The sequence below is a fragment of the Tropicimonas sp. IMCC34043 genome (assembly GCF_003390845.1).
Classification (GTDB): domain Bacteria; phylum Pseudomonadota; class Alphaproteobacteria; order Rhodobacterales; family Rhodobacteraceae; genus Tropicimonas.
Window position 1 is genome coordinate 23,388 of the sequence record NZ_QMEK01000004.1, and the last position, 19,332, is coordinate 42,719.

Below are 19,332 nucleotides of genomic sequence, written 5' to 3' on the forward strand. Positions count from 1 at the left end.
TTGATCACGCCTGCCGTCACTCTGGTGGCGAACAGGACACTACATCTCCAAGACATCGAAAGGGCCTTCGTGACCTATCCGAACAGCACGTGCATTCTGGGCGCGCCGGTCGACACCGGCGCCGGGATTTCGGGATGCGCAGAGGGGCCCGGGGCCTGGCGTGCGGCGGGCCTGATTGGCGAGCTGCAACAAAACGGCCGTGCGGTCGTCGATCTGGGCGACGCGCGGCCGCAACCGGGGCCGGCGCTGTCCCATGCCAATCCCGCGCTCAGAAACCTGTCCGAAACCGCCGCGATGATCCGCGGGCTGGGGGCTGCGGCGCGGCAGGCCGGGCGGCGCTGTGCCCTGCCGGTGTTCCTTGGCGGCGATCATTCGATCTCGGCCGCGACCGTGCCCGCGATGGCGGCGCGCGCGGCCGAGGTCGGGCGACCGTTTTTCGTGCTCTGGCTCGACGCGCATCCGGACCTGCACGATCTGCACAGCACGGTCAGCGGCAATCTGCACGGCACGCCCGCGGCCTATTCCCTGGGTCTTCCGGGGTTCGAGGCGTTTTCGCCGCTGCCGGCGCGGGTAAACCCGGCCAATCTGTGCATGATGGGGCTGCGGTCTGTGGATGGCGCAGAGGCGCGCCGACTTGCAGCACTCGGGATCGACGCCCATCCGATGGCCGACCTTCACCGTACCGGGGTCACCGCCCCGCTTGCGGCCTTCCTTGACCGGGTTGCACGCGAAGGCGGCGATCTCCATGTCAGCTTCGATGTCGATTTCCTTGACCCCGCAATCGCGCCCGGCACCGGCACCACCGAGGCCGGGGGCGCGACCGAAGCGCAGGCCGGACAGATCGCTGCCATGCTGCGCGACAGCGGCCTTGTCAGCTCGCTCGACCTCGTGGAACTGAACCCGCGCCTCGATGATCGGGCGTGCACCGCAACCCTGATGTGCCGTCTTGCAGCCGGGCTGCTGCCGCCCGGTGAGGCGCTTCGCCATACCGGATCGTGATGCCATGAACGACATGAAATTCGATATCGACGCGGCCGCCCCGAAGCCGTCGGCGCTGGCCATGGTGCCGTTCGTTTCGGTCGCCGACATGATGCGGCAGGTCAATCAGGCCGGCATCGACCGCGTGCTGCGCGACCTTGCGGCCTATATCGAGGCCGATTTTCGCCGCTGGCCCGAGTTCGACAAGACCCCGCGGGTGGCCAGCCATTCGCCCGAGGGCGTGATCGAACTGATGCCGACCGCGGATGCCGAGGCCTATGGTTTCAAATACGTCAACGGCCATCCGAAGAACATGCGCGAGGGCTTCCAGACGGTGACTGCCTTTGGCGTTCTTGCCTCGGTTGCGACCGGCTATCCGCTGCTGTTGTCCGAGATGACGCTGCTGACCGCGCTGCGCACGGCCGCGACCTCGGCGCTGGCCGGGAAATACCTTGCCCCCGAGGGGGCCGAAGTGATGGCCATGATCGGCAATGGCGCGCAATGCGAGTTTCAGGCCCTGGCCTTCCGTGCGCTGACCGGCATCAACCGGCTGCGGCTCTATGACATCGACACCGAGGCGACCGACAAGGCGATCCGCAACCTCGCCGCGCTCGATTTCCAGATTGCCCGCTGCGCTAGTACGGAAGAGGCCGTCGAGGGCGCGCAGGTCATCACCACCTGTACCGCCGACAAGCGCAACGCGACCATCCTGACCGACAACATGGTGGGGGCGGGCGTTCACATCAACGCCATCGGCGGCGACTGCCCGGGCAAGACCGAGATCCATCCCGACATCCTGCGACGCGCGGCGATCTTCGTCGAATATCCCGAACAGACCCGGATCGAAGGCGAGATCCAGCAGCTCGACGCCGATCACCCGGTGACCGAGCTGTGGCAGGTGCTGACCGGGGCCGCGGCCGGCCGGTCCGATGCCCGCCAGATCACGCTGTTCGACAGCGTCGGCTTCGCGATCGAGGATTTCTCGGCGCTGCGCTATGTCCACGACCGGGTGCGGGCGGGCGCGCCCCACGTCCTTCTCGACATGATCGCCGATCCCGACGATCCGCGCGACCTGTTCGGAATGCTGCGGCGCGCCGAGGGGACCGGCTGACACGAAAACGCCGCCTCAAGGGGCGGCGTGTGGTCTGGTTGCGGGGCTGCCGGTGTGTGGCGCAGATCAGGCCGCCGCCGGAATGACCAACTGCATCTCGCTGTGGGCCATCGCCGATTTTGCCCCGCTTTTGTGGGCAAGGCGGATCATGTCGACATTGGTCATCTGGGTGTAGAAGATCAGGCTCTTGTGTTCGTCCGAACAGACCCGTTCGCGGGCTGCGCGCACCAGCGCCTCGCCCAGACCCTGCCGCTGCCAGTCCTTCAGCACCGAGATCGCGGCCTCGCGCTCGCCCTCGCCGGGAATGTCGCACAGCTCGATCAGGCCGACGATCTTCGATCCCGACATGAAGGCCAGAAATTCGATCTCGGCCCAATTGATCGAGGAGTAGCGCTGCAGCAGCGCGCGCAGCGGCATCTTGCCGTTGAACCGCTGATAGCGTTCCTCGGGCGTCATCTGGGCATAGTGAAGAACGATCGGCACCAGATGCTTGCGGGTCAGAACGACGGGGCCGCGCAGCGGCTCGCGCATCGGAAATCCCAGGCCGGGCCGGAAAAGACGCGAGATCCAGCTGGATCCGTTGCGGCGCCTGCGGAGAGAGGGAAATGCGGACATGACCTGTTCAAAGACCTTTTCCAGAAGCCCGCCGATCTTTCGGCCCTGCTTCCCGATGGCGCCTGTCTGGCGCACTGTTATCGCTTGATATACCTCAGTGAATTGCAACGGAGGCGTTCCGGATTCGAGTTTCCCCCTAGGAACAGAAGATGAATTCTCTCGCGCAGGATATCAATCGGCTGGCGTTGATGATTCGGAATTGCTGCCAGTCTCCTGACGCAAGGACGATGCGGCGGGCGCTGCATGGCAGCGGCGACGGGCAGCGCCAGCAATCTGGCCGGGCGCCGCCGGAGGCGCGCTCAGGAAAACTCGGCCGCGTCGCGGTCGACGGCGTTCAGCATGTCGGACAGCAGGTCGGGGTCGGCCGAATGCACCCGGTTCCAGGTCGGGATAAACGGTGTCTCGGCCAGATTATCGAGGAAGATCGAGCCTGCGACCACGATATTGCGGGCGAACAGTTCGATCGACTGTTCCTCGCGGTGCCGGTCGATGGCAAGGCCGTTCATCTTGGCGTCGTTGTAATACCCCTCCAGCAGATCCAGTGCCGAGCGGTAATAGGTCGCCTTCAGCGTGCGGAACATCTCTTCGGTGAAGATCGTGCCATCCGCTGCAAGCTTGCGGAAGATCGCCTTGCAGATGTCGATCGACATCCGCGACAGTCCTTCCGAGGCATCCTCTTCGCTCAAGGGCTGGTGTTTGTGGTCGTAGCGGTCGGAGATTTCGACCTGACAGACCGACTTGGGAGCAAGGTTCCGCCAGGCTTCCGACAGGATCCCGATTTCCAGCCCCCAGTCCGAGGGGATGCGCAGATCGGCAAGCGTGCCAGCCCGCATGGCGAATTCGCCCGACAGCGGATAGCGGAATTCGCGCAGATAATCGATATAGTCGCGATCCCCGATCACCCGTTTCAGCGCGATCAGCAGCGGCGAGACCAGCAGTCGCGTTACCCGGCCGTTCATCCGTGTGCCGTCGGTGCGGGGATAGAACCCCTTGGCAAGCTGATAAGGAAAGCTCGGGTTGGCGACCGGATAAACGAGCCGCGCCAGCATCTCGCGGGTATAGGTGACGATGTCGCAATCGTGCACCGCCACCACCGCGGTGTCCTGGCAGGCCAGCACATAGCCAAGGCAGGTCCAGACGTTGCGGCCCTTGCCGGGTTCGGCCGGACCCAGCCCCAGCGCGCGCAGCCGGTTCTGGATTTCGAGCATCCGCGGGCTGTCGTTCCAGATTACCACGTGGTTCTGGGGCAGCCGGCCAAAGAACTCCCGCGCGTGGCGGAACTGTGCCTTGTCGGCGCGGTCGAGCCCGACGATGATCCGGTGCAGGAACGGCACCTGGGCAAGTTCCTCGAGGATATTGGGCAGCGCGTCGCCCTCCAGCTCGGAAAACAGCGAGGGCAGGATCAGGCTGATTTTCCGGCTGTGGCCGAAATTGGTCAGCTCCTTCGACAGCGCCTCGCCAGAGGTGGTGCGCAGGTTGTGCAGGGTGGCAATATTGCCGTTCTGGTGAAAGTCGGCCATGTCGGCATCCCGTTCCTAAAGGTTCATCTCGTCAAGCAGTGCTGTGACAGCATCGTTCCAGCCCTCGGGGCCGGGGGCAGCGGTTCGGCGGATCTGTCCGGTTGCCTCTCCCGGCAGGGCGGGCAACGGCGTGCCGTGGGGATTTGCGACGATGACGCCATGCGTGGCGGCGGCGATCATCTCGGCATCGTTCGGGGCGTCGCCAAGCGCAAGGCTGGTCGGCGTGCCATACCGGGCGGCGATCGCGGCCATGCGGTCGGCCTTGGTGCCGCCGAAGGACAGCGTCAGGAACCGCCCGCCGTGACGCGCCGAAATGCCAAGGGCCGCAAGGCTGGTGCGAAAAGACGCGAGCATCGCCGCGTTGCCCTTCCAGAGCCCGGGTTCCGAAAATTGTCGCCGCGCCGCAAGCCGTGCCGCCGCGGGCGGCAGGCCGGTGGCGCGCGCGACGCCCGCCGCGCCCATGTCGCCAAAGCCGGTGAACTGCGCCCGCAACGCAGGCGGCACCTCGTCGAGCGCGGCGCGCAGCCGGTCGTAGGTGCCGGTATCGGCGTCTGGCGTCGCCTCGAGGATGCCGGCGCCATTCTCGACAATGGCGGGAAAGGCGCGGCATCCGATCTCGTCGCGCAACAGATCGATCTCGGCCGCGGTCTTCGACGAGGCAAGGATCAGCGGGATTCCAAGCCGCGCCAGCCGGTCCAGCGCCGGCCGGGCAGCTTCGGGAGAATAGCTCCGGTGATCCAGCAGCGTGCCGTCGAGATCGGTGAAGACGATCAGCGGAGGCTGGCTCATGGCAGGGTCCTTCGGGGTGCGACGAAAGCCATGGTAACGGCATAGCGCGATCCGTCCCCGGCGACGAGGCCGTTAGTGCCGCGGCCGGGGCGCGAAGAGCTGTCAAGGCTCGAATAGCGCCCGGAGGTTCCCGCCTCAGAGCGTGATCCGATAGAGTGCAAAGCCGTCCGACCCGTCTCCGGCCGGCTCGATCTTCACTGCCTTGACGTCGGCGATATGCTCGTCCGCCCCGGGCCCGGTCTCGAACAGGACGGTGGTGCCCGGCATCGGCGCGAAGGACCAGTTGCTGTCGGCCGTCGGGCTGATCGTGCCCTTTTCGACGATATAGCGTACGATCACGTCGCGGTTGGTGTCGGGCGCCTCGAGGATGATCGTGTCGCCCGTCGCGCCGGGAAAGTCTCCGCCGCCCGAGGCGCGATAGTTGTTGGTCGCGATGACGAATTCCATGTCGTCGGTCACCGGCTGACCGTTCCAGCTCAGATCGGCGATCCGGCTGGCGTCCGGGGCGATCACTGCCCCCTTGGCGTCAAAGCGCGAGGGCTGGCTGAGGTCGATGCGATAGCTCACCCCGTCGATCACGTCGAAATTATAGCTGGGGAAGTCGGGGTTGAGCAGCACCGCATCCTGGCTGCCCGGGGCGATCCGGTTGAACATCCCGGCCGAGCGTTCGAGCCAGCCGCGCAACTGTGCCCCGTTCACTTTCACCGCCCGCACCGTGTTGGGGTAAAGGTACAGATCGGCGACGTTCTTGATCGCCACCGCCCCGACCGGCACGTCGGTGTAGTATTCCGGCCCGCCCCGGCCGCCGGCCTTGAAGGGCGCCGCCGCCGACAAAAGCGGCAGTCCGGCATAGGCGGTGCCCTCCAGCAACTGGCCGACATACCAGCGCTGCGCGTTCGACACGACCTGCACCGAGGGATCGTCGGCCACCAGTGCGAAATAGGAATAGAGCGGCGCGTCGGTCCAGCCCACCGGACGGCGGACATATTCGAGCGTCTGATCGTGAATGTCGGCGATGGAGGCTAGCACCGAGGCATCGTCGTCGACCAGCGCCGTGATCGAGCGGTCCTCGTTGCGCTGCGCGATCGGCCGGGCGGAGGTTTCGAAATTGACCACCCGCCATTCGTTGCCGTCGCGTTCGAGCATCAGGTCGATCAGCCCCATGTGCGATCCCCAGAACCCGGCCATCACCGCAGGCTTGCCGTGGATCGTGCCGGCCTCGGCATCGACCGCGGCAAATCCGGCATAGGTGGGCGAGGGGAAGACCAGATGCGAATGCCCGGTCATCAGCCCGTCGATCCCCTCGACAGCCGCCAGCGGCACCGAGGCGTTCTCCAGCATCCCGGTCCGCTCGGCCGAGCCGATCCCCGAATGCGACAGCGCGATGATCAGGTCGCACCCCGCCTCGCGCATCTGCGGAACCCAGGCCTCGGCGGTCTCGACGATGTCGCGCGTGGTGACGCTGCCTTCCAGGTGCTTGCGGTCCCAGTTCATGATCTGCGGCGGCACGAAGCCGATGATGCCGACGCGGATCGGAATCGCCTGCCCGTCCCCCATGACGACCTCGCGCTCGAGAATGACATAGGGCTTCAGCAGGGTCTGGTCCCGGGTCGGATCGGCGCCGGGCGAGGTGACCACATTGGCCGAAACCACCGGGAATTGCGCGCCCGCGAGCGACGTCATCAGGAAGTCGAGGCCATAGTTGAATTCGTGATTGCCAAGCGTCGAGGCGTCGAAGCCGACCGTGTTCATCGCGGTGATCACCGGGTGCATGTCGCCCTCCTTCATGCCCCGTTCATAGGCGATGTAATCGCCCATCGGGTTGCCCTGAAGGAAGTCGCCATTGTCGAGCAGCATCGAGTTGGTGGCCTCGGCCCGGATGCCGTCGATGATCGAGGCGGTACGGCTGAGCCCCACGGTGTCGACCGGGCGGTCGGAATAATAGTCATAGGGATAGACGTGAACGTGAAGGTCCGTCGTCTCCATGATCCGCAGATGCGCCTGATTGGTGGCGGCGCGGACCGAAAATGGGTGCAATGAGATCAAGCTGGCCCCGGCAAGGCTGCCCGCCATGAAACGACGACGGGAAATTTTGAAGTCGACCGATTGCGGCATGGAGGGCTCCTTGGGGATAGGGCTCTGTCCAGAATGATCCACTCGCGTCACAAGTATGCAAATTCAATATGTCGATCGTGCCCGTGACGCGAGCCAAAAAAGACCCATCTGCCATGATTTCCGCAAGATCACCTTGCCAGGCTGACGCGGGCGTTTGCCTCTGACGCGCGCACATGCCAAATCCGGGCGGAATTGACAGTGGGGTTTCCGATGAGTCTGGACGAGCAGGTGACCTTTGGCGGCGGTGGCCTAGACCGTGCGGCGCAGGTGCGTGGGCAGCGCGATGAACAGGCGCGGATGCTGGCGGATCCTGCGACCCGGATCCTGCCGCTTTGGCAGTTGCGGCCGCTGCTGCGGGGCGAGGATCGGGTGGAACTGGCGCCGGTTGCGCCGGGGGCCGAGGTTCTGTTGCACGCAAGCCGGTCGCCGATCTTTCTGGGCCTTGACGAAGGCGTGGCGTGGTTTGCCGCCGATGTCTCGGCCTGGCAGCCCGAGGATCAGGCGGCGCCGGGCGACGATTTCGCCGACGCGACCGAACAGCGCCATCCGTCGCTGCCCTCGGACCACCGCTTTGCCGAGCTGCGGTCGGTCATGGCACGGCTCGACCCGCGCGAGGCTGAGCTTGTCGCCACTGCCCGCGGCCTGTTCGCCTGGCACGGCAACCACAGCTTCTGCGCCCGCTGCGGTGCCGCCACCGAGGAGGCCGAGGCGGGCTGGCAGCGTCATTGCCCGGCCTGCGGCGCGATGCATTTCCCGCGCACCGACCCGGTGGTGATCATGCTGATCACGCATGGCAATTCCGTTCTGATGGGGCGGGCGCCAAGCTGGGGCGAGGGGTTCTTTTCGCTGCTCGCAGGCTTTGTCGAACCGGGCGAGACCGTCGAGGCGGCGGTGCGGCGCGAAGTCTGGGAGGAAACCGGGGTGCGTGTCGGCCCGGTCCGCTATCTTGCGTCGCAGCCCTGGCCGTTTCCGGCCTCGCTGATGCTGGGGTTCCAGGGCGAGGCCGAGACCACCGAGATCACCGTCGATCCGAAGGAGATCGCCGAGGCGATGTGGGTCAGCCGCGAGGAGATGATGACGATCTTTGCCGGCGACCATCCAAAGATCCGCGCCGCCCGGCCCGGGGCGATTGCGCGGTTCATCCTGCAGAACTGGCTGGCAGACCGGATGGGGTGACCCGCAGGCGGGCTACAACCGCCGCGGGTCGGCCGGATAGACGCCGAGGATGCCGACATGGTCGGTGAAATAGTCGAGCTCCTCCAACGCCAGTTTCACGCCTGGGTCCTCGGGGTGCCCCTCGATATCGGCATAGAACTGGGTGGCGGTGAACGAGCCCTTGACCATGTAGCTTTCGAGCTTGGTCATGTTGATCCCGTTGGTGGCAAAGCCGCCGAGCGCCTTGTAGAGCGCGGCCGGGATGTTGCGGACCCGGAACACGAAGGTCGTGACCATGCCATGGTCGCCGCGTCGGGTGAAGTCGGGCGCGCGAGCCATGATCAGGAAGCGGGTGGTGTTGTGGGCCTGATCCTCGATGTGATGGGCAAGGATGTTCAGCCCATAGGCGTCGGCGGCCAGATCCGAGGCAAGCGCACCCACATTGCGCAGGCCGCGCCGGGCGATCTCGGCCGCGGCGCCGGCACTGTCGGCGGCCGCCTCGCCGCGGATGCCGTAGCGATCGAGGAAATCGCGGCATTGCGGCAGCAGCACCAGATGGGCGCGCACCAGCTCGATTTCCTCCATCGTCACGCCGGGCAGCGCCATCAGGCTGATGTGGACCCGGACGAAGGCCTCGTCGACGATGTTGAGCCCGCTTTCGGGCAGCAGCCGGTGGATGTCGGCGACCCGGCCATAGGTCGTGTTCTCGACCGGCAGCATGGCCAGTTCGGCCGTGCCGTCCTTGACCGCGTCGATCACGTCCTCGAACGTGTGGCAGGGGAGCGGGACGTAATCGGGGCGTGCGTCCTGGCAGGCCTGGTGCGAATAGGCGCCAAGCTCTCCCTGGAAAGCGATGCGCGGATGGTCTGTCATGGCATGTACGACGCGGATTTCAACGTGAGGACGTGGACTTCGGGCGGATGCGGCGTTATAGCTGGCCGACGGCCGAACTATACCTTGCGTGAGGTTTCAGGAAGGCCGATAGATGCGCGAAAAGACCATTTAGCGGGATGCGACATGTTCGACACGATGACTATCACCAAGACCGTAGGCGCGCTTTGCGGCTCACTTCTGGTCTTTCTGCTAGGCAGCTGGGCCGCCGAAGCGATATTCCATGTCGGCCCCAGCGGGCACGGCGCCGATGGTAAGGTCGAGCAGGCCTATTATATCGACACAGGTGGAGACGACGCCGCAGCCGAGACCGAGGCCGCCCCCGTCGACTTCGACACGCTGATGGCCAATGCCGATGTCTCGAAGGGCGAGAAGCTGTTCAAGAAGTGCCAAGCCTGCCACAAGCTGGAAGAAGGCGCCAATGCCACCGGCCCGTCGCTTTACCACGTTGTCGGCCGCCCGGTGGAGTCGGTTGACAGCTTCGGTGGCTATTCCGGCGCACTCAAAGAGGCCGCCGACGTCTGGACGCCCGAGAACCTGTTCGCCTATCTGGAAGACCCCAAGGCCTTTGCCCCGGGCAACAAGATGGCCTTCGCCGGTTTCAAGAAACCCGAGGAACGCGCCGACATCATCGCCTATCTCGAAAGCACCGAGAACTGAGGCAGGACACGGCGCGCGGGCTTCGGCCCTCGCCAGGATTTCGCCCGCAGGCTGCAAGGCCTGCGGGTTTTCCGTTTCAGGGGGCTGGTCGGCGCCGTTGTCCGGCCGGCCGGCAGGGTTGTATCGCGCTGCGCGGCGTCGCATGCAGCCTTGTGCGGCATTGCGGTGCCGGAATCGCGGGCGCGGCGCCGGTGAACTGGACGCAACCCCGTCGATCACGGCCGCTCACGGAATCGCGGCTTGTTACCTCCCGACGCCATCACTAGCGTAACATGGAACGATCACAGGGCCACACGATCCCGGAGGTATGACCCGATGACCTTTCTCGACCGACGTCCGTCTTTCTGCGGCGCCCGCCTTCTGCTCGCCGGGGCCGCGCTCTGGGCCATGGCGGCGGCCGGTCAGGCGGCGCCCGAGGGCTGGATTTCAGCCCACGGCATCTCGACCTTTCCCGGCGAGATGAAATACCCCGCCGACTTCGCCCACCTCGACTATGTCAATCCCGATGCGCCGAAGGGCGGCGAGATCTCGGTCTGGGCCTTTGGCGGGTACGATTCAATGAACCCCTATTCGGTCAAGGGGCGCGGCGAACGGCTGTCCTCGATCCCCTATGAGAGCCTTTTGACCAGCACGGCCGACGAAATCGGTTCGGATTACGGCCTGCTGGCCGAAAGGATCGAATATCCCGAGGACCGGACCGAGGTGATCTTTACCCTCAGGCCCGAAGCGAAGTTCTCCGACGGTTCGCCGGTCACCGCCGAAGACGTGTTGTTTTCCTACGAGATCTTCCGCGACAAGGGCCTGCCGAGCTTCCGCGCCGTGTTGCGCGAACAGGTGGCATCGGCCGAAGTGCTGGACGACCGGCGCATCCGCTATGTCTTTGCCTCGGAAGAGCCCAAGCGCGACCTGATCCAGACCGTGGGCGGGCTGCCGGTGTTCTCGAAGGCGCAATACCAAGCCGAGGGGCTCGACCTCGAAGATACCTCGATGACGCCGTTCCTCGGATCGGGGCCATATGTTCCCGCCGTACTCGACGTCGGCAAGCGCGCCGTCTATCAGCGCAATCCCGACTACTGGGGCAAGGACCTGCCGATCAATGTTGGCCGGAACAACTTCGATGCGCTCCGGGTCGAATATTTCGGCGATTACAATGTGGCGCTCGAAGGCTTCAAGGGCGGCACCTATACCTTCCGCGACGAGGCAAGCTCCAAAAGCTGGGCGACGAGCTATGACTTCCCGGCCGTCCAGGAGGGCTATGTCAAGAAGGTCGAATTGCCGGACGGCACTCTTGCGACCGGCCAGGCCTTTGTCATGAACCTGCGCCGCGAACAGTTTCAGGACCCCCGCGTGCGCGAGGCGATCGGCCTGCTGTTCAACTTCCAATGGTCGAACGAGCAGTTGTTCTATGGCATTTACGAGCGGGTCAATTCGTTCTGGGAGAACTCGGACCTGGCGGCCACCGGCCTGCCGTCCGAGGCCGAACTGGCGCTGCTGGAACCGTTGAAGGACAAGCTGCCCGCGGGTGTGCTGGACGAGCCTGCGGTCATGGCGCCGGTCTCGGGCGCCCGGCAGCTTGACCGCGGAAACCTGCGCAAGGCGTCCGATCTGCTGGATCAGGCGGGCTGGGTCGTCGACCAGGAAGGCACCGGCAGCGACGGATTGCGCCGCAAGGACGGCAAGACGCTGCGGGTCGAATTCCTGAACGACAGTCAGACCTTCGATCGGGTGATCAATCCCTATGTCGAAAACCTGCGCCGCGCCGGCATCGACGCCGTGCACAGCCGGGTCGATCAGGCCGAGGCGACCAATCGCGAACGCAACTTCGATTTCGACATCATCACCGACCAGTTCCCGATGGGGTATATCCCGGGCGCCGGGTTGAAGCAGTATTTCGGCTCGGAGACTGCGGATACCTCGGTCTTCAACTCCATGGGGCTGAAATCCGAGGCAGTGGATTCGCTGATCGACACCATCATCGCCGCCGAGACCCAGGAAGAGATGCAGGTCGGCGTGCGTGCGCTCGACCGGGTTCTGAGGGCCTATCGGTTCTGGGTGCCGCAATGGTACAAGAACGTGCATACCGTTGCCTACTACGACATGTACGAGTATCCCGATCCGCTGCCGCCCTATGCCCTCGGCAACCTCGACTTCTGGTGGTACAACGCCGAGAAGGCCGAGAAACTGAAGGCGGCCGGCGTACTCAAGTAACGAGCGCAGCAGTCGCACACAGAACCAAGAACGACAGGGGCAGAAAAGCCGTATGGGCGCCTATATCCTGAGGCGAGTGTTGCTGATCATTCCGACCCTGTTCGGGATCATGCTGATCAACTTCGTGCTGACCCAGTTCGTCCCGGGCGGGCCGATCGAACAGATCATTGCCCAGGTGCAGGGCAATGGCGACGTGTTCGAGGGCATCGCCGGCGGCGGCGATTCCGGCGGTGGCAGCGGTGGCGCCCAGGGTGCCAGCGACGGCTATCTTGGTGCCCGCGGCCTGCCGCAGGATTTCCTCGACCAGCTCGAGATCGAGATGGGCTTTTCCCGGATCGTTTGCGATGCGGGCTTTGCTGGGACGCCCAGCGTCAAGGACCCGGCCTGCCACACCGAGAAGATCGCCATCGCCGAGCGGTTCTTCATCATGATCGGCAACTATCTGCGCTTCGATTTCGGCGAGAGCTATTTCCGGTCGATCTCGGTGATCGATCTGGTGATCGAGAAGATGCCGGTGTCGATCACACTCGGTCTGTGGTCGACGTTGATCGCCTATATCGTCTCGATCCCGATGGGCATCCACAAGGCGGTGCGCGATGGCCAGCCCTTCGATACCTGGACCTCGGGCTTCATCATCGTGGCCTATGCGGTGCCGGGGTTCCTGTTCGCGATCCTGCTGCTGGTGCTGTTCGCCGGCGGATCGTATTGGCAGATTTTTCCCTTGCGCGGTCTGGTCAGCGACGGCTGGCACGAAATGAGCGTACCGGGAAAGATCCTCGACTATTTCTGGCACATCACCCTGCCGGTGCTGGCCTCGACGATATCGAGCTTTGCGACGCTGACGCTGCTGACCAAGAATTCGTTCCTTGACGAGATCAAGAAGCAATACGTGATCACCGCCAAGGCCAAGGGCCTGTCCGAGCGTCGCGTGCTCTATGGCCATGTGTTCCGCAACGCCATGCTGATCGTGATCGCGGGGTTTCCGGCGGCCTTCCTGTCGGTGTTCTTTGGCGCCTCGATCATTATCGAGACGATCTTCTCGCTCGACGGTCTCGGGCGGCTCGGGTTCGAGGCGGCGGTGGCGCGCGACTACCCGGTGGTTTTCGGCACGCTCTATGTCTTTGGCCTCATCGGTCTGCTGATCGGGATCCTGTCGGACATGATGTATGTGCTGGTCGATCCGCGGATCGATTTCGAAAGCCGGAAGGTGTGAGATGGCGATGAACGATCCCGCCCTCCCCGAAACCGCGCCCGCAGGCAAGCGGCCCGAGGTCATGGTCCCGGCGGCGCCGCGGCGCAAACGCTTCACGCTGTCGCCGCTGAACCAGCGGCGCTGGCGCAATTTCAAGCGCAATCGCCGGGCCTATTGGTCGCTCGGGATCTTTGCGGTGATCTTCGTGCTGTCGCTGTTTGCCGAATACATCGCCAACGACCGGCCGATCGCGATCAATTTCCGCGGCGAGATGTATTTCCCGATCCACCGCTTCTATCCCGAAACCGCCTTTGGCGGCGATTTCCCGACCGAGGCGGTCTATCGCGACATTGAGGTCAAGTGCCTGATCGTGACGGGCGGGATCGTCGATTGCTTTGACGATCCCGACACGATCATCGACGAGGTGCGGAACGGTGCGACCGAGATCAACGGCGAAGCGGTCGTGCGCGGCTGGATGATCTGGCCGATCATTCCGTTCAGCTACAACACGCCCAACACGCTTGGCCAGCCGGCCCCGTCGCCGCCCGATTCCGTGCATTGGCTGGGCACCGACGACGCGACCCGCGATGTGCTGGCACGGGTGATCTATGGCTTCCGGCTGTCGATCCTGTTCACGCTGATCGTGACCGTCCTTGCCTCGGTCATCGGCGTCGTCGCGGGGGCCGTGCAGGGGTTCTTTGGCGGCTGGGTCGACCTGACATTCCAGCGCTTCATCGAGATCTGGGTGTCGACGCCCTCGCTTTACATCATCATCATCATGTTCGCGATCCTCGGGCGAAGTTTCTGGCTGCTGGTGTTCCTGACCGTGCTGTTCGGCTGGCCGGCGCTGGTGGGCGTGGTGCGGGCAGAGTTCCTGCGGGCGCGCAACTTCGAATATGTCCGGGCGGCGCGCGCGCTCGGCGTCTCGAACGGCAAGATCATGTTCCGCCACATGCTGCCGAACGCCATGGTGGCGACCCTGACCATGCTGCCCTTCATCGTCACCGGCACCATCGGATCGCTCGCCTCGCTGGATTTTCTGGGCTTCGGGCTGCCATCCTCGGCGCCATCGCTGGGCGAACTGACGCTGCAGGCCAAGCAGAACCTGCAGGCGCCATGGCTTGGCTTCACCGCCTTTTTCGTCTTTGCGATCATGCTGTCGCTGCTGGTGTTCATCTTCGAGGGCATCCGCGATGCCTTTGACCCGAGAAAGACCTTTCAGTGATGGCGCCGATGACAGTGGCAGGGACGGGGGGCTGTCTGCCCCCCGCCGCGCCCCGAGGGGCGCGCGCCCCGAGGATATTTTCCAACAGAAGAAATCCGGGCATCGGGGGAGCGGCGCATGGCTGAGCAGACCCTTCTGACAGTGCGCGACCTGCGCGTGTCCTTCCGCCAGGACGGACGGGACATTCCGGCGGTGAAGGGCGTGTCGTTCGAGATCGCGAAGGGGGAAACTGTGGCGCTGGTGGGCGAGTCCGGTTCGGGCAAGTCGGTGACCGCGCTGTCGACCGTGTCGCTGCTGGGCGACAACGCGACGATCACGGGCTCCATCGACTACAGGGGCCGGCAGATGGTGGGCGCGGCGGAGAAGGATCTGCTGGCGGTGCGCGGCAACGACATCAGTTTCATCTTCCAGGAACCGATGACCTCGCTCAATCCGCTGCACACGCTCGAGCGCCAGTTGACCGAGTCGATCGCGCTTCACCAGGGTCTGGTCGGCGCCCCGGCACGGGTTCGGGTGCTGGAGCTGTTGACCAAGGTCGGGATCCGCGATCCCGAGAGCCGGCTCGACGCCTATCCGCACCAGTTGTCGGGCGGTCAGCGGCAGCGGGTGATGATCGCCATGGCGCTGGCCAACGGTCCAGATCTGCTGATCGCGGACGAGCCGACGACCGCGCTCGACGTCACGATCCAGGCGCAGATCCTCGAACTGCTGAAGCAATTGAAGGATGCCGAGGGGATGAGCCTTTTGTTCATCACCCACGATCTTGGCATCGTGCGGCGGATCGCCGACCGGGTCTGTGTGATGAAGGATGGCGAGATCGTCGAGTCGGGTCCGGCGGACGAGATCTTTGCCAACCCGCAGCATGCCTATACCAGAAAGCTGCTCGAGGCCGAGCCCGAGGGGATCATGGCCCCGCTCGAAGGCGACCCCGAAGAGATCGTGGCGACGGATGCCTTGCGGATCTGGTTCCCGATCCAGCGCGGGTTCCTGCGCAAGACCGTCGGCTACGTGAAGGCCGTGAACGACGCCACGCTGTCGGTCCGTGCCGGCGAAACGCTCGGGATCGTCGGCGAGAGCGGGTCGGGCAAGACCACGCTGGCGCTTGCCATCATGCGGCTGATCGCGTCCGAAGGGCCGATCGTGTTCATGGGCGAGGATGTGCAGGGCCAGTCGCAGCGGGCGCTGCGCGACCTGCGCCGGCACATGCAGATCGTGTTTCAGGATCCCTATGGCAGCCTTTCGCCGCGGATGACGGTCGAACAGATCATTGCCGAGGGTCTGGGGGTGCACCGCGTCGACCGGACCCGCGGCCCGCGCGAACTGGTGGCCGAGATCATGGTCGAGGTCGGGCTCGATCCCTTGACGATGGACCGCTATCCCCACGAGTTCTCGGGCGGTCAGCGCCAGCGGATCGCGATTGCGCGGGCGATGATCCTGCGGCCGCGGCTCGTCGTGCTCGACGAGCCGACATCGGCGCTCGACATGACCGTGCAGGTGCAGATCGTCGATCTGCTGCGGCGGCTGCAGGCGCGCTATGGGCTCGCCTATCTGTTCATCAGCCACGATCTGCGCGTGGTCCGGGCGCTGAGCCACAAGGTCATCGTGATGCGGAACGGCGATATCGTCGAAAGCGGGACCGCAGTCGAGATCTTCCGGAACCCGCGCAGCGACTATACCCGCGAGTTGATGGCGGCGGCGTTCAATCTGGGCGAGGCGCTGCCAGAGACCGCGTAGACGGCCGGGTCCCTGCGGCAGGCCGTAACAAAGCCCCGGATGGGGCCAGATTGTTCGAGAATCGTGGGGATTGGACGGTCAGCCGTCGCTATGACCCCGGCAAGATTAACTATTTTTAATGAAACTCTTTGAACTGCCCGGCTGGATCCGGCAGGTTGATCTCAGGTGAACGGTCCTGGTCCGGACGATATGTCCGGATCCTGCTGTCGAAGCGCAGCACGAGAGAGATGACCCCCGAAAGCGGGTGGTCCCCCGGACAACGGAGTATCAGATGAAATTCATTAAATCGGCTGCGGTCGCCGCAGCGGCCACTATCTTTTCCATGGGCGCCGCCAATGCGCTGACCTATGCGACCGCGGTCGACTGGAATCCTGGCGCCGGTGCCGGAACGCCGGGCCGGTCGGACATTGCGAATGCGCTTGGCGCGACCGACGGCAGCTTTCTGTCGCTCGGCCTTGGCGGTACGGCGATCTTCGAATTCGGCACCGACTTCACCTCTCCGGGGGCGGTGGTCGAGGTGACCTTCGGCAATGTCGGCGGCTATCCGGAATCGGTCGCTGTCTTTGTCGGCAACAGCTACAACAATTATGGCGATGTGCTGTCCTGGCAGAGCGCGGGCGTGCTGTCGAATGCCGATGCCCAGTCGGGCGGCGCCATCGCCTTCAGCGGCAACTGGAAGTACCTGGCGCTGGTCGACACCACAAGCGGCGGGCCCAGCACCGATGGCTTCGATGTCGATTCGGTCGGCGTCTCGGCGGTGCCGCTGCCGGCCGGCGGGCTGCTGCTGCTGTCGGGCCTCGGCATTGCGGCGTTGCGCCGCCGCCGCAAGTGACCTGCGAGCGGACCTGAACGAAGACGACCCGGCGGAGCCCTCCGCCGGGTCGGTTCTTTCAGCGATGGCGCGATGTCGCGCGATCAGATGGCGTGGCTGTGGCCCATCTGGGCCATCTCGTAGCTGTCGAAGCTGCGCGCGATCATCCGGGTCAGCGGTCGGCCTTCGGGCGGGATTTCGAACCCTTCGGCGGTGATCTGGACGAAGTCGCCGAAGCGCTGCCGGACATCGCAGAACATTCCGTCAAGCCGGTCGCCGGTGATGTCGAAATCGCGCAGGATCTCGGCCCTGTCGATGCGGAAGTCGCACATCAGCGCCTCGATCAGCCTTGCCCGCATCAGATCTTCGCCGGCGAAGGTGTGGCCGCGTCCGGTGGCGAACCGTCCCTCGCGGACCTCGCGGGTATAGTCGCCGGTGCCCGATAGGTTCTGCGCATAGCCTTGCGGGAAGCGCGATATCGCCGAGGCGCCCAGCCCGATCAGCGCCGGCGCCGGATCGACGGTATAGCCCTGGAAGTTGCGCCGCAGCGTGCCCTCGCGGGCCGCCGTTGCCATGCTGTCGCCGGACCGTGCGAAATGGTCGATGCCGATCTCGTCATAGCCGTCCCACAGCAGCAGCCTGCGCGCGGTGTCGAACAGGTGCAGCCGCTCTTGCGGGGTCGGAAGGGCATCCGACGGGATCAGGGTCTGGCGTCGCGCCATCCAGGGAACATGGGCATAGCCATAAAGCGCCACCCGGTCGGGAGAGAGCGACAGCAGCTTCTGCGCGCTTTCCGTGATTCGGGCCCGGCTCTGCTGTGGCAGGCCGTAGAGGATGTCGACATTGAGGCTGTTGACGCCGCGGGCGCGGATCCCGTCGACGGCGGCCTGCGTCACTTCGAAGCTCTGTTCGCGGCCGATGACCTTCTGGATCTCGGGGTCGAAATCCTGAACGCCGATCGACGCACGGGTGATGCCCGCCGCAGCCAGCGCGTCCAGTCGCTCGTCGTCGATCTCGTTCGGGTCGATCTCGACCGAGAACTCGCCGCCCGGTGCCATCGGCAGATTCGACAGAATCGTGTTGGCGAGATCGGTCATCATGCCGGCATCAAGAAGCGTCGGCGTGCCGCCGCCCCAGTGCAGTGCAGACAGCCTGACCCCTGACGGCAGCTGCGAAACAAGCAGATCGATCTCTGCCTTCAGGGTCTCGAGATAGGCCGCGACCGGCTTCAGGCTGGAAGTACCCTGGGTTCGACAAGCGCAGAACCAGCAGAGTCTTCTACAAAACGGAATATGTATATAGAGTGACACATCCGAATCGTCCGGCAGGGACTTGACCCAGCCGGCGAATTGGTTCGGTCCCACATCGTTGGCGAAGTGCGGCGCCGTGGGATAGCTGGTGTAGCGTGGCACCCGGGCGTCGAACAGTCCGAGCTTCGCGAGTTGTTCTTCAGTGTTCATGCGCCTACATTTATTGTGCGGAAGCTTAGGGGACCTTGATTGAGATCAAGAGGGCACATTCGGATGGAGACGCCGGAGTTGGGAACGACACACGTGGAGTGTGAGGAATGTCCGATTCGGCATCGTGCAGTCTGTGCCCGATGCGATGACAGGGAACTCGGGCTTCTTGAGGAAATCAAGTACTACCGCAGCTTCGACGCGGGGCAGACCATTGCCTGGACCGGCGACAAGCTCGATTTTGTTGCCTCGGTGGTCAGTGGCATCGCAACGCTCAGCCAGACGCTGGAGGACGGCCGCACCCAAATGGTCGGCCTGCTGCTGCCGTCGGATTTCATGGGGCGGCCCGGGCGCGAGACGGCTGCCTATGACGTGACCGCGACGACCGAGGTCGTGATGTGCTGTTTCCGCCGCCGACCCTTTGAAGAACTGATGAACCGGACCCCGCACATTGCCCATCGCCTGCTCGAGATGACGCTGGACGAGCTGGACGCGGCGCGGGAATGGATGCTGTTGCTTGGCCGAAAGACCGCGCGCGAGAAAATGGCGAGCCTGCTTGCGATCATCGCCCGGCGCGACGCGGCGCTGAGGCCGACGACCATGGGGCGGACGCTGGAGTTCGATCTGCCGCTGACCCGCGAGGCGATGGCCGATTATCTCGGGCTGACGCTGGAAACGGTGAGCCGCCAGGTTTCGGCGCTGAAACGCGAGGGCGTCATCTCGCTGGAGGGCAAGCGTCACATCTGCGTGCCCGATTTCGACCGGCTGCTGGTCGAGACCGGCGATGACGCCGACGGCGGGATGCTGGTCTAGCCCCCGGGGATCGACTGCCGCTTCGCATCGAAACGGCAGTCGATATTGCAACATCACT

The 19,332-nt window shown here is 64.6% G+C and carries 16 protein-coding genes; 10 read left to right on the forward strand and 6 right to left on the reverse strand.

Translation table 11 applies throughout. The annotated features are described in order from the left end of the window. Window positions 1-69 precede the first annotated feature (69 nt). Window positions 70-999: an arginase gene (locus tag DQG17_RS14835; protein WP_116133646.1), complete on the forward strand. Its 930-nt coding sequence runs from the start codon at window positions 70-72 to the stop codon at window positions 997-999. Between the two features lie 4 nt (window positions 1,000-1,003). Continuing rightward, window positions 1,004-2,089 carry an ornithine cyclodeaminase gene (locus DQG17_RS14840; protein ID WP_304466274.1) on the forward strand — a complete coding sequence of 362 codons (1,086 nt, stop codon included), beginning with the start codon at window positions 1,004-1,006 and terminating at the stop codon, window positions 2,087-2,089. 66 nt (window positions 2,090-2,155) lie between these two features. On the opposite strand, the gene DQG17_RS14845 is transcribed toward DQG17_RS14840, so the two are convergent. The 4 genes from DQG17_RS14845 to DQG17_RS14860 all read right to left on the reverse strand — a co-directional run bounded on the left by DQG17_RS14845 (window position 2,156) and on the right by DQG17_RS14860 (window position 7,128). Then, entirely contained in the window at window positions 2,156-2,620 is a 465-nt protein-coding gene (locus tag DQG17_RS14845) for a GNAT family N-acetyltransferase (RefSeq protein WP_157973627.1), read from the reverse strand. A 383-nt stretch (window positions 2,621-3,003) separates the two neighbouring features. Then, window positions 3,004-4,224 (reverse strand): glycosyl transferase, encoded by a 1,221-nt coding sequence (locus DQG17_RS14850; RefSeq protein ID WP_116133648.1) that lies wholly within the window; start codon window positions 4,222-4,224, stop codon window positions 3,004-3,006. A gap of 15 nt (window positions 4,225-4,239) precedes the next feature. Then, complete coding sequence (locus tag DQG17_RS14855; protein ID WP_116133649.1) at window positions 4,240-5,013, reverse strand: mannosyl-3-phosphoglycerate phosphatase; 774 nt, start codon at window positions 5,011-5,013, stop codon at window positions 4,240-4,242. Window positions 5,014-5,148: 135 nt separating this feature from the next. Continuing rightward, the gene (locus tag DQG17_RS14860; protein ID WP_116133650.1) at window positions 5,149-7,128 is read right to left on the reverse strand and encodes a bifunctional 2',3'-cyclic-nucleotide 2'-phosphodiesterase/3'-nucleotidase; all 1,980 of its coding nucleotides are present in this window, start codon (window positions 7,126-7,128) and stop codon (window positions 5,149-5,151) included. A gap of 210 nt (window positions 7,129-7,338) precedes the next feature. Here DQG17_RS14860 and nudC point away from each other — a divergent pair, with 210 nt between their 5' ends. Next, on the forward strand, window positions 7,339-8,304 hold the full coding sequence (gene nudC / locus DQG17_RS14865; protein ID WP_116133651.1) for an NAD(+) diphosphatase: 966 nt from the start codon (window positions 7,339-7,341) through the stop codon (window positions 8,302-8,304). Window positions 8,305-8,316: 12 nt separating this feature from the next. On the opposite strand, the gene DQG17_RS14870 is transcribed toward nudC, so the two are convergent. Then, the gene (locus DQG17_RS14870) at window positions 8,317-9,156 is read right to left on the reverse strand and encodes a prephenate dehydratase (protein WP_116133652.1); all 840 of its coding nucleotides are present in this window, start codon (window positions 9,154-9,156) and stop codon (window positions 8,317-8,319) included. A gap of 144 nt (window positions 9,157-9,300) precedes the next feature. Here DQG17_RS14870 and DQG17_RS14875 point away from each other — a divergent pair, with 144 nt between their 5' ends. The 6 genes from DQG17_RS14875 (at window position 9,301) to DQG17_RS14900 (ending at window position 17,025) form a co-directional block, all read left to right on the forward strand. Then, the gene (locus DQG17_RS14875; protein WP_116133653.1) at window positions 9,301-9,834 is read left to right on the forward strand and encodes a cytochrome c family protein; all 534 of its coding nucleotides are present in this window, start codon (window positions 9,301-9,303) and stop codon (window positions 9,832-9,834) included. A 315-nt stretch (window positions 9,835-10,149) separates the two neighbouring features. Then, on the forward strand, window positions 10,150-12,042 hold the full coding sequence (locus tag DQG17_RS14880) for an extracellular solute-binding protein (protein ID WP_116133654.1): 1,893 nt from the start codon (window positions 10,150-10,152) through the stop codon (window positions 12,040-12,042). 52 nt (window positions 12,043-12,094) lie between these two features. Further along, entirely contained in the window at window positions 12,095-13,255 is a 1,161-nt protein-coding gene (locus tag DQG17_RS14885) for a microcin C ABC transporter permease YejB (protein WP_116133655.1), read from the forward strand. Between the two features lie 61 nt (window positions 13,256-13,316). Beyond that, entirely contained in the window at window positions 13,317-14,459 is a 1,143-nt protein-coding gene (locus DQG17_RS14890) for an ABC transporter permease (RefSeq protein WP_232829472.1), read from the forward strand. 117 nt (window positions 14,460-14,576) lie between these two features. Then, on the forward strand, window positions 14,577-16,193 hold the full coding sequence (locus tag DQG17_RS14895) for an ABC transporter ATP-binding protein (RefSeq protein WP_116133657.1): 1,617 nt from the start codon (window positions 14,577-14,579) through the stop codon (window positions 16,191-16,193). A 271-nt stretch (window positions 16,194-16,464) separates the two neighbouring features. Further along, complete coding sequence (locus DQG17_RS14900) at window positions 16,465-17,025, forward strand: hypothetical protein (RefSeq protein ID WP_116133658.1); 561 nt, start codon at window positions 16,465-16,467, stop codon at window positions 17,023-17,025. A gap of 83 nt (window positions 17,026-17,108) precedes the next feature. Here the strand turns inward: DQG17_RS14900 and hemN are convergent, their stop codons facing one another. Continuing rightward, window positions 17,109-18,464, reverse strand: coding sequence for an oxygen-independent coproporphyrinogen III oxidase (gene hemN, locus DQG17_RS14905; RefSeq protein ID WP_116133659.1), 1,356 nt, complete (start codon window positions 18,462-18,464; stop codon window positions 17,109-17,111). A gap of 63 nt (window positions 18,465-18,527) precedes the next feature. Here hemN and fnrL point away from each other — a divergent pair, with 63 nt between their 5' ends. After that, entirely contained in the window at window positions 18,528-19,274 is a 747-nt protein-coding gene (gene fnrL / locus DQG17_RS14910) for a transcriptional regulator FnrL (RefSeq protein WP_116133660.1), read from the forward strand. Window positions 19,275-19,332 lie beyond the last annotated feature (58 nt).

Bases quoted from the DNA above. Each gene is read 5' to 3' on its own strand.
- DQG17_RS14885 (WP_116133655.1), top strand. From the start codon at position 12,095: ATGGGCGCCTATATCCTGAGGCGAGTGTTGCTGATCATTCCGACCCTG.
- DQG17_RS14870 (WP_116133652.1), bottom strand. From the start codon at position 9,156: ATGACAGACCATCCGCGCATCGCTTTCCAGGGAGAGCTTGGCGCCTAT.
- DQG17_RS14840 (WP_304466274.1), top strand. From the start codon at position 1,004: ATGAACGACATGAAATTCGATATCGACGCGGCCGCCCCGAAGCCGTCG.
- DQG17_RS14860 (WP_116133650.1), bottom strand. From the start codon at position 7,128: ATGCCGCAATCGGTCGACTTCAAAATTTCCCGTCGTCGTTTCATGGCG.
- DQG17_RS14875 (WP_116133653.1), top strand. From the start codon at position 9,301: ATGTTCGACACGATGACTATCACCAAGACCGTAGGCGCGCTTTGCGGC.
- nudC (WP_116133651.1), top strand. From the start codon at position 7,339: ATGAGTCTGGACGAGCAGGTGACCTTTGGCGGCGGTGGCCTAGACCGT.
- DQG17_RS14850 (WP_116133648.1), bottom strand. From the start codon at position 4,224: ATGGCCGACTTTCACCAGAACGGCAATATTGCCACCCTGCACAACCTG.
- DQG17_RS14880 (WP_116133654.1), top strand. From the start codon at position 10,150: ATGACCTTTCTCGACCGACGTCCGTCTTTCTGCGGCGCCCGCCTTCTG.
- hemN (WP_116133659.1), bottom strand. From the start codon at position 18,464: ATGAACACTGAAGAACAACTCGCGAAGCTCGGACTGTTCGACGCCCGG.
- DQG17_RS14890 (WP_232829472.1), top strand. From the start codon at position 13,317: ATGGTCCCGGCGGCGCCGCGGCGCAAACGCTTCACGCTGTCGCCGCTG.
- DQG17_RS14845 (WP_157973627.1), bottom strand. From the start codon at position 2,620: ATGCGCGAGCCGCTGCGCGGCCCCGTCGTTCTGACCCGCAAGCATCTG.
- DQG17_RS14895 (WP_116133657.1), top strand. From the start codon at position 14,577: ATGGCTGAGCAGACCCTTCTGACAGTGCGCGACCTGCGCGTGTCCTTC.
- fnrL (WP_116133660.1), top strand. From the start codon at position 18,528: ATGGAGACGCCGGAGTTGGGAACGACACACGTGGAGTGTGAGGAATGT.
- DQG17_RS14900 (WP_116133658.1), top strand. From the start codon at position 16,465: ATGAAATTCATTAAATCGGCTGCGGTCGCCGCAGCGGCCACTATCTTT.
- DQG17_RS14855 (WP_116133649.1), bottom strand. From the start codon at position 5,013: ATGAGCCAGCCTCCGCTGATCGTCTTCACCGATCTCGACGGCACGCTG.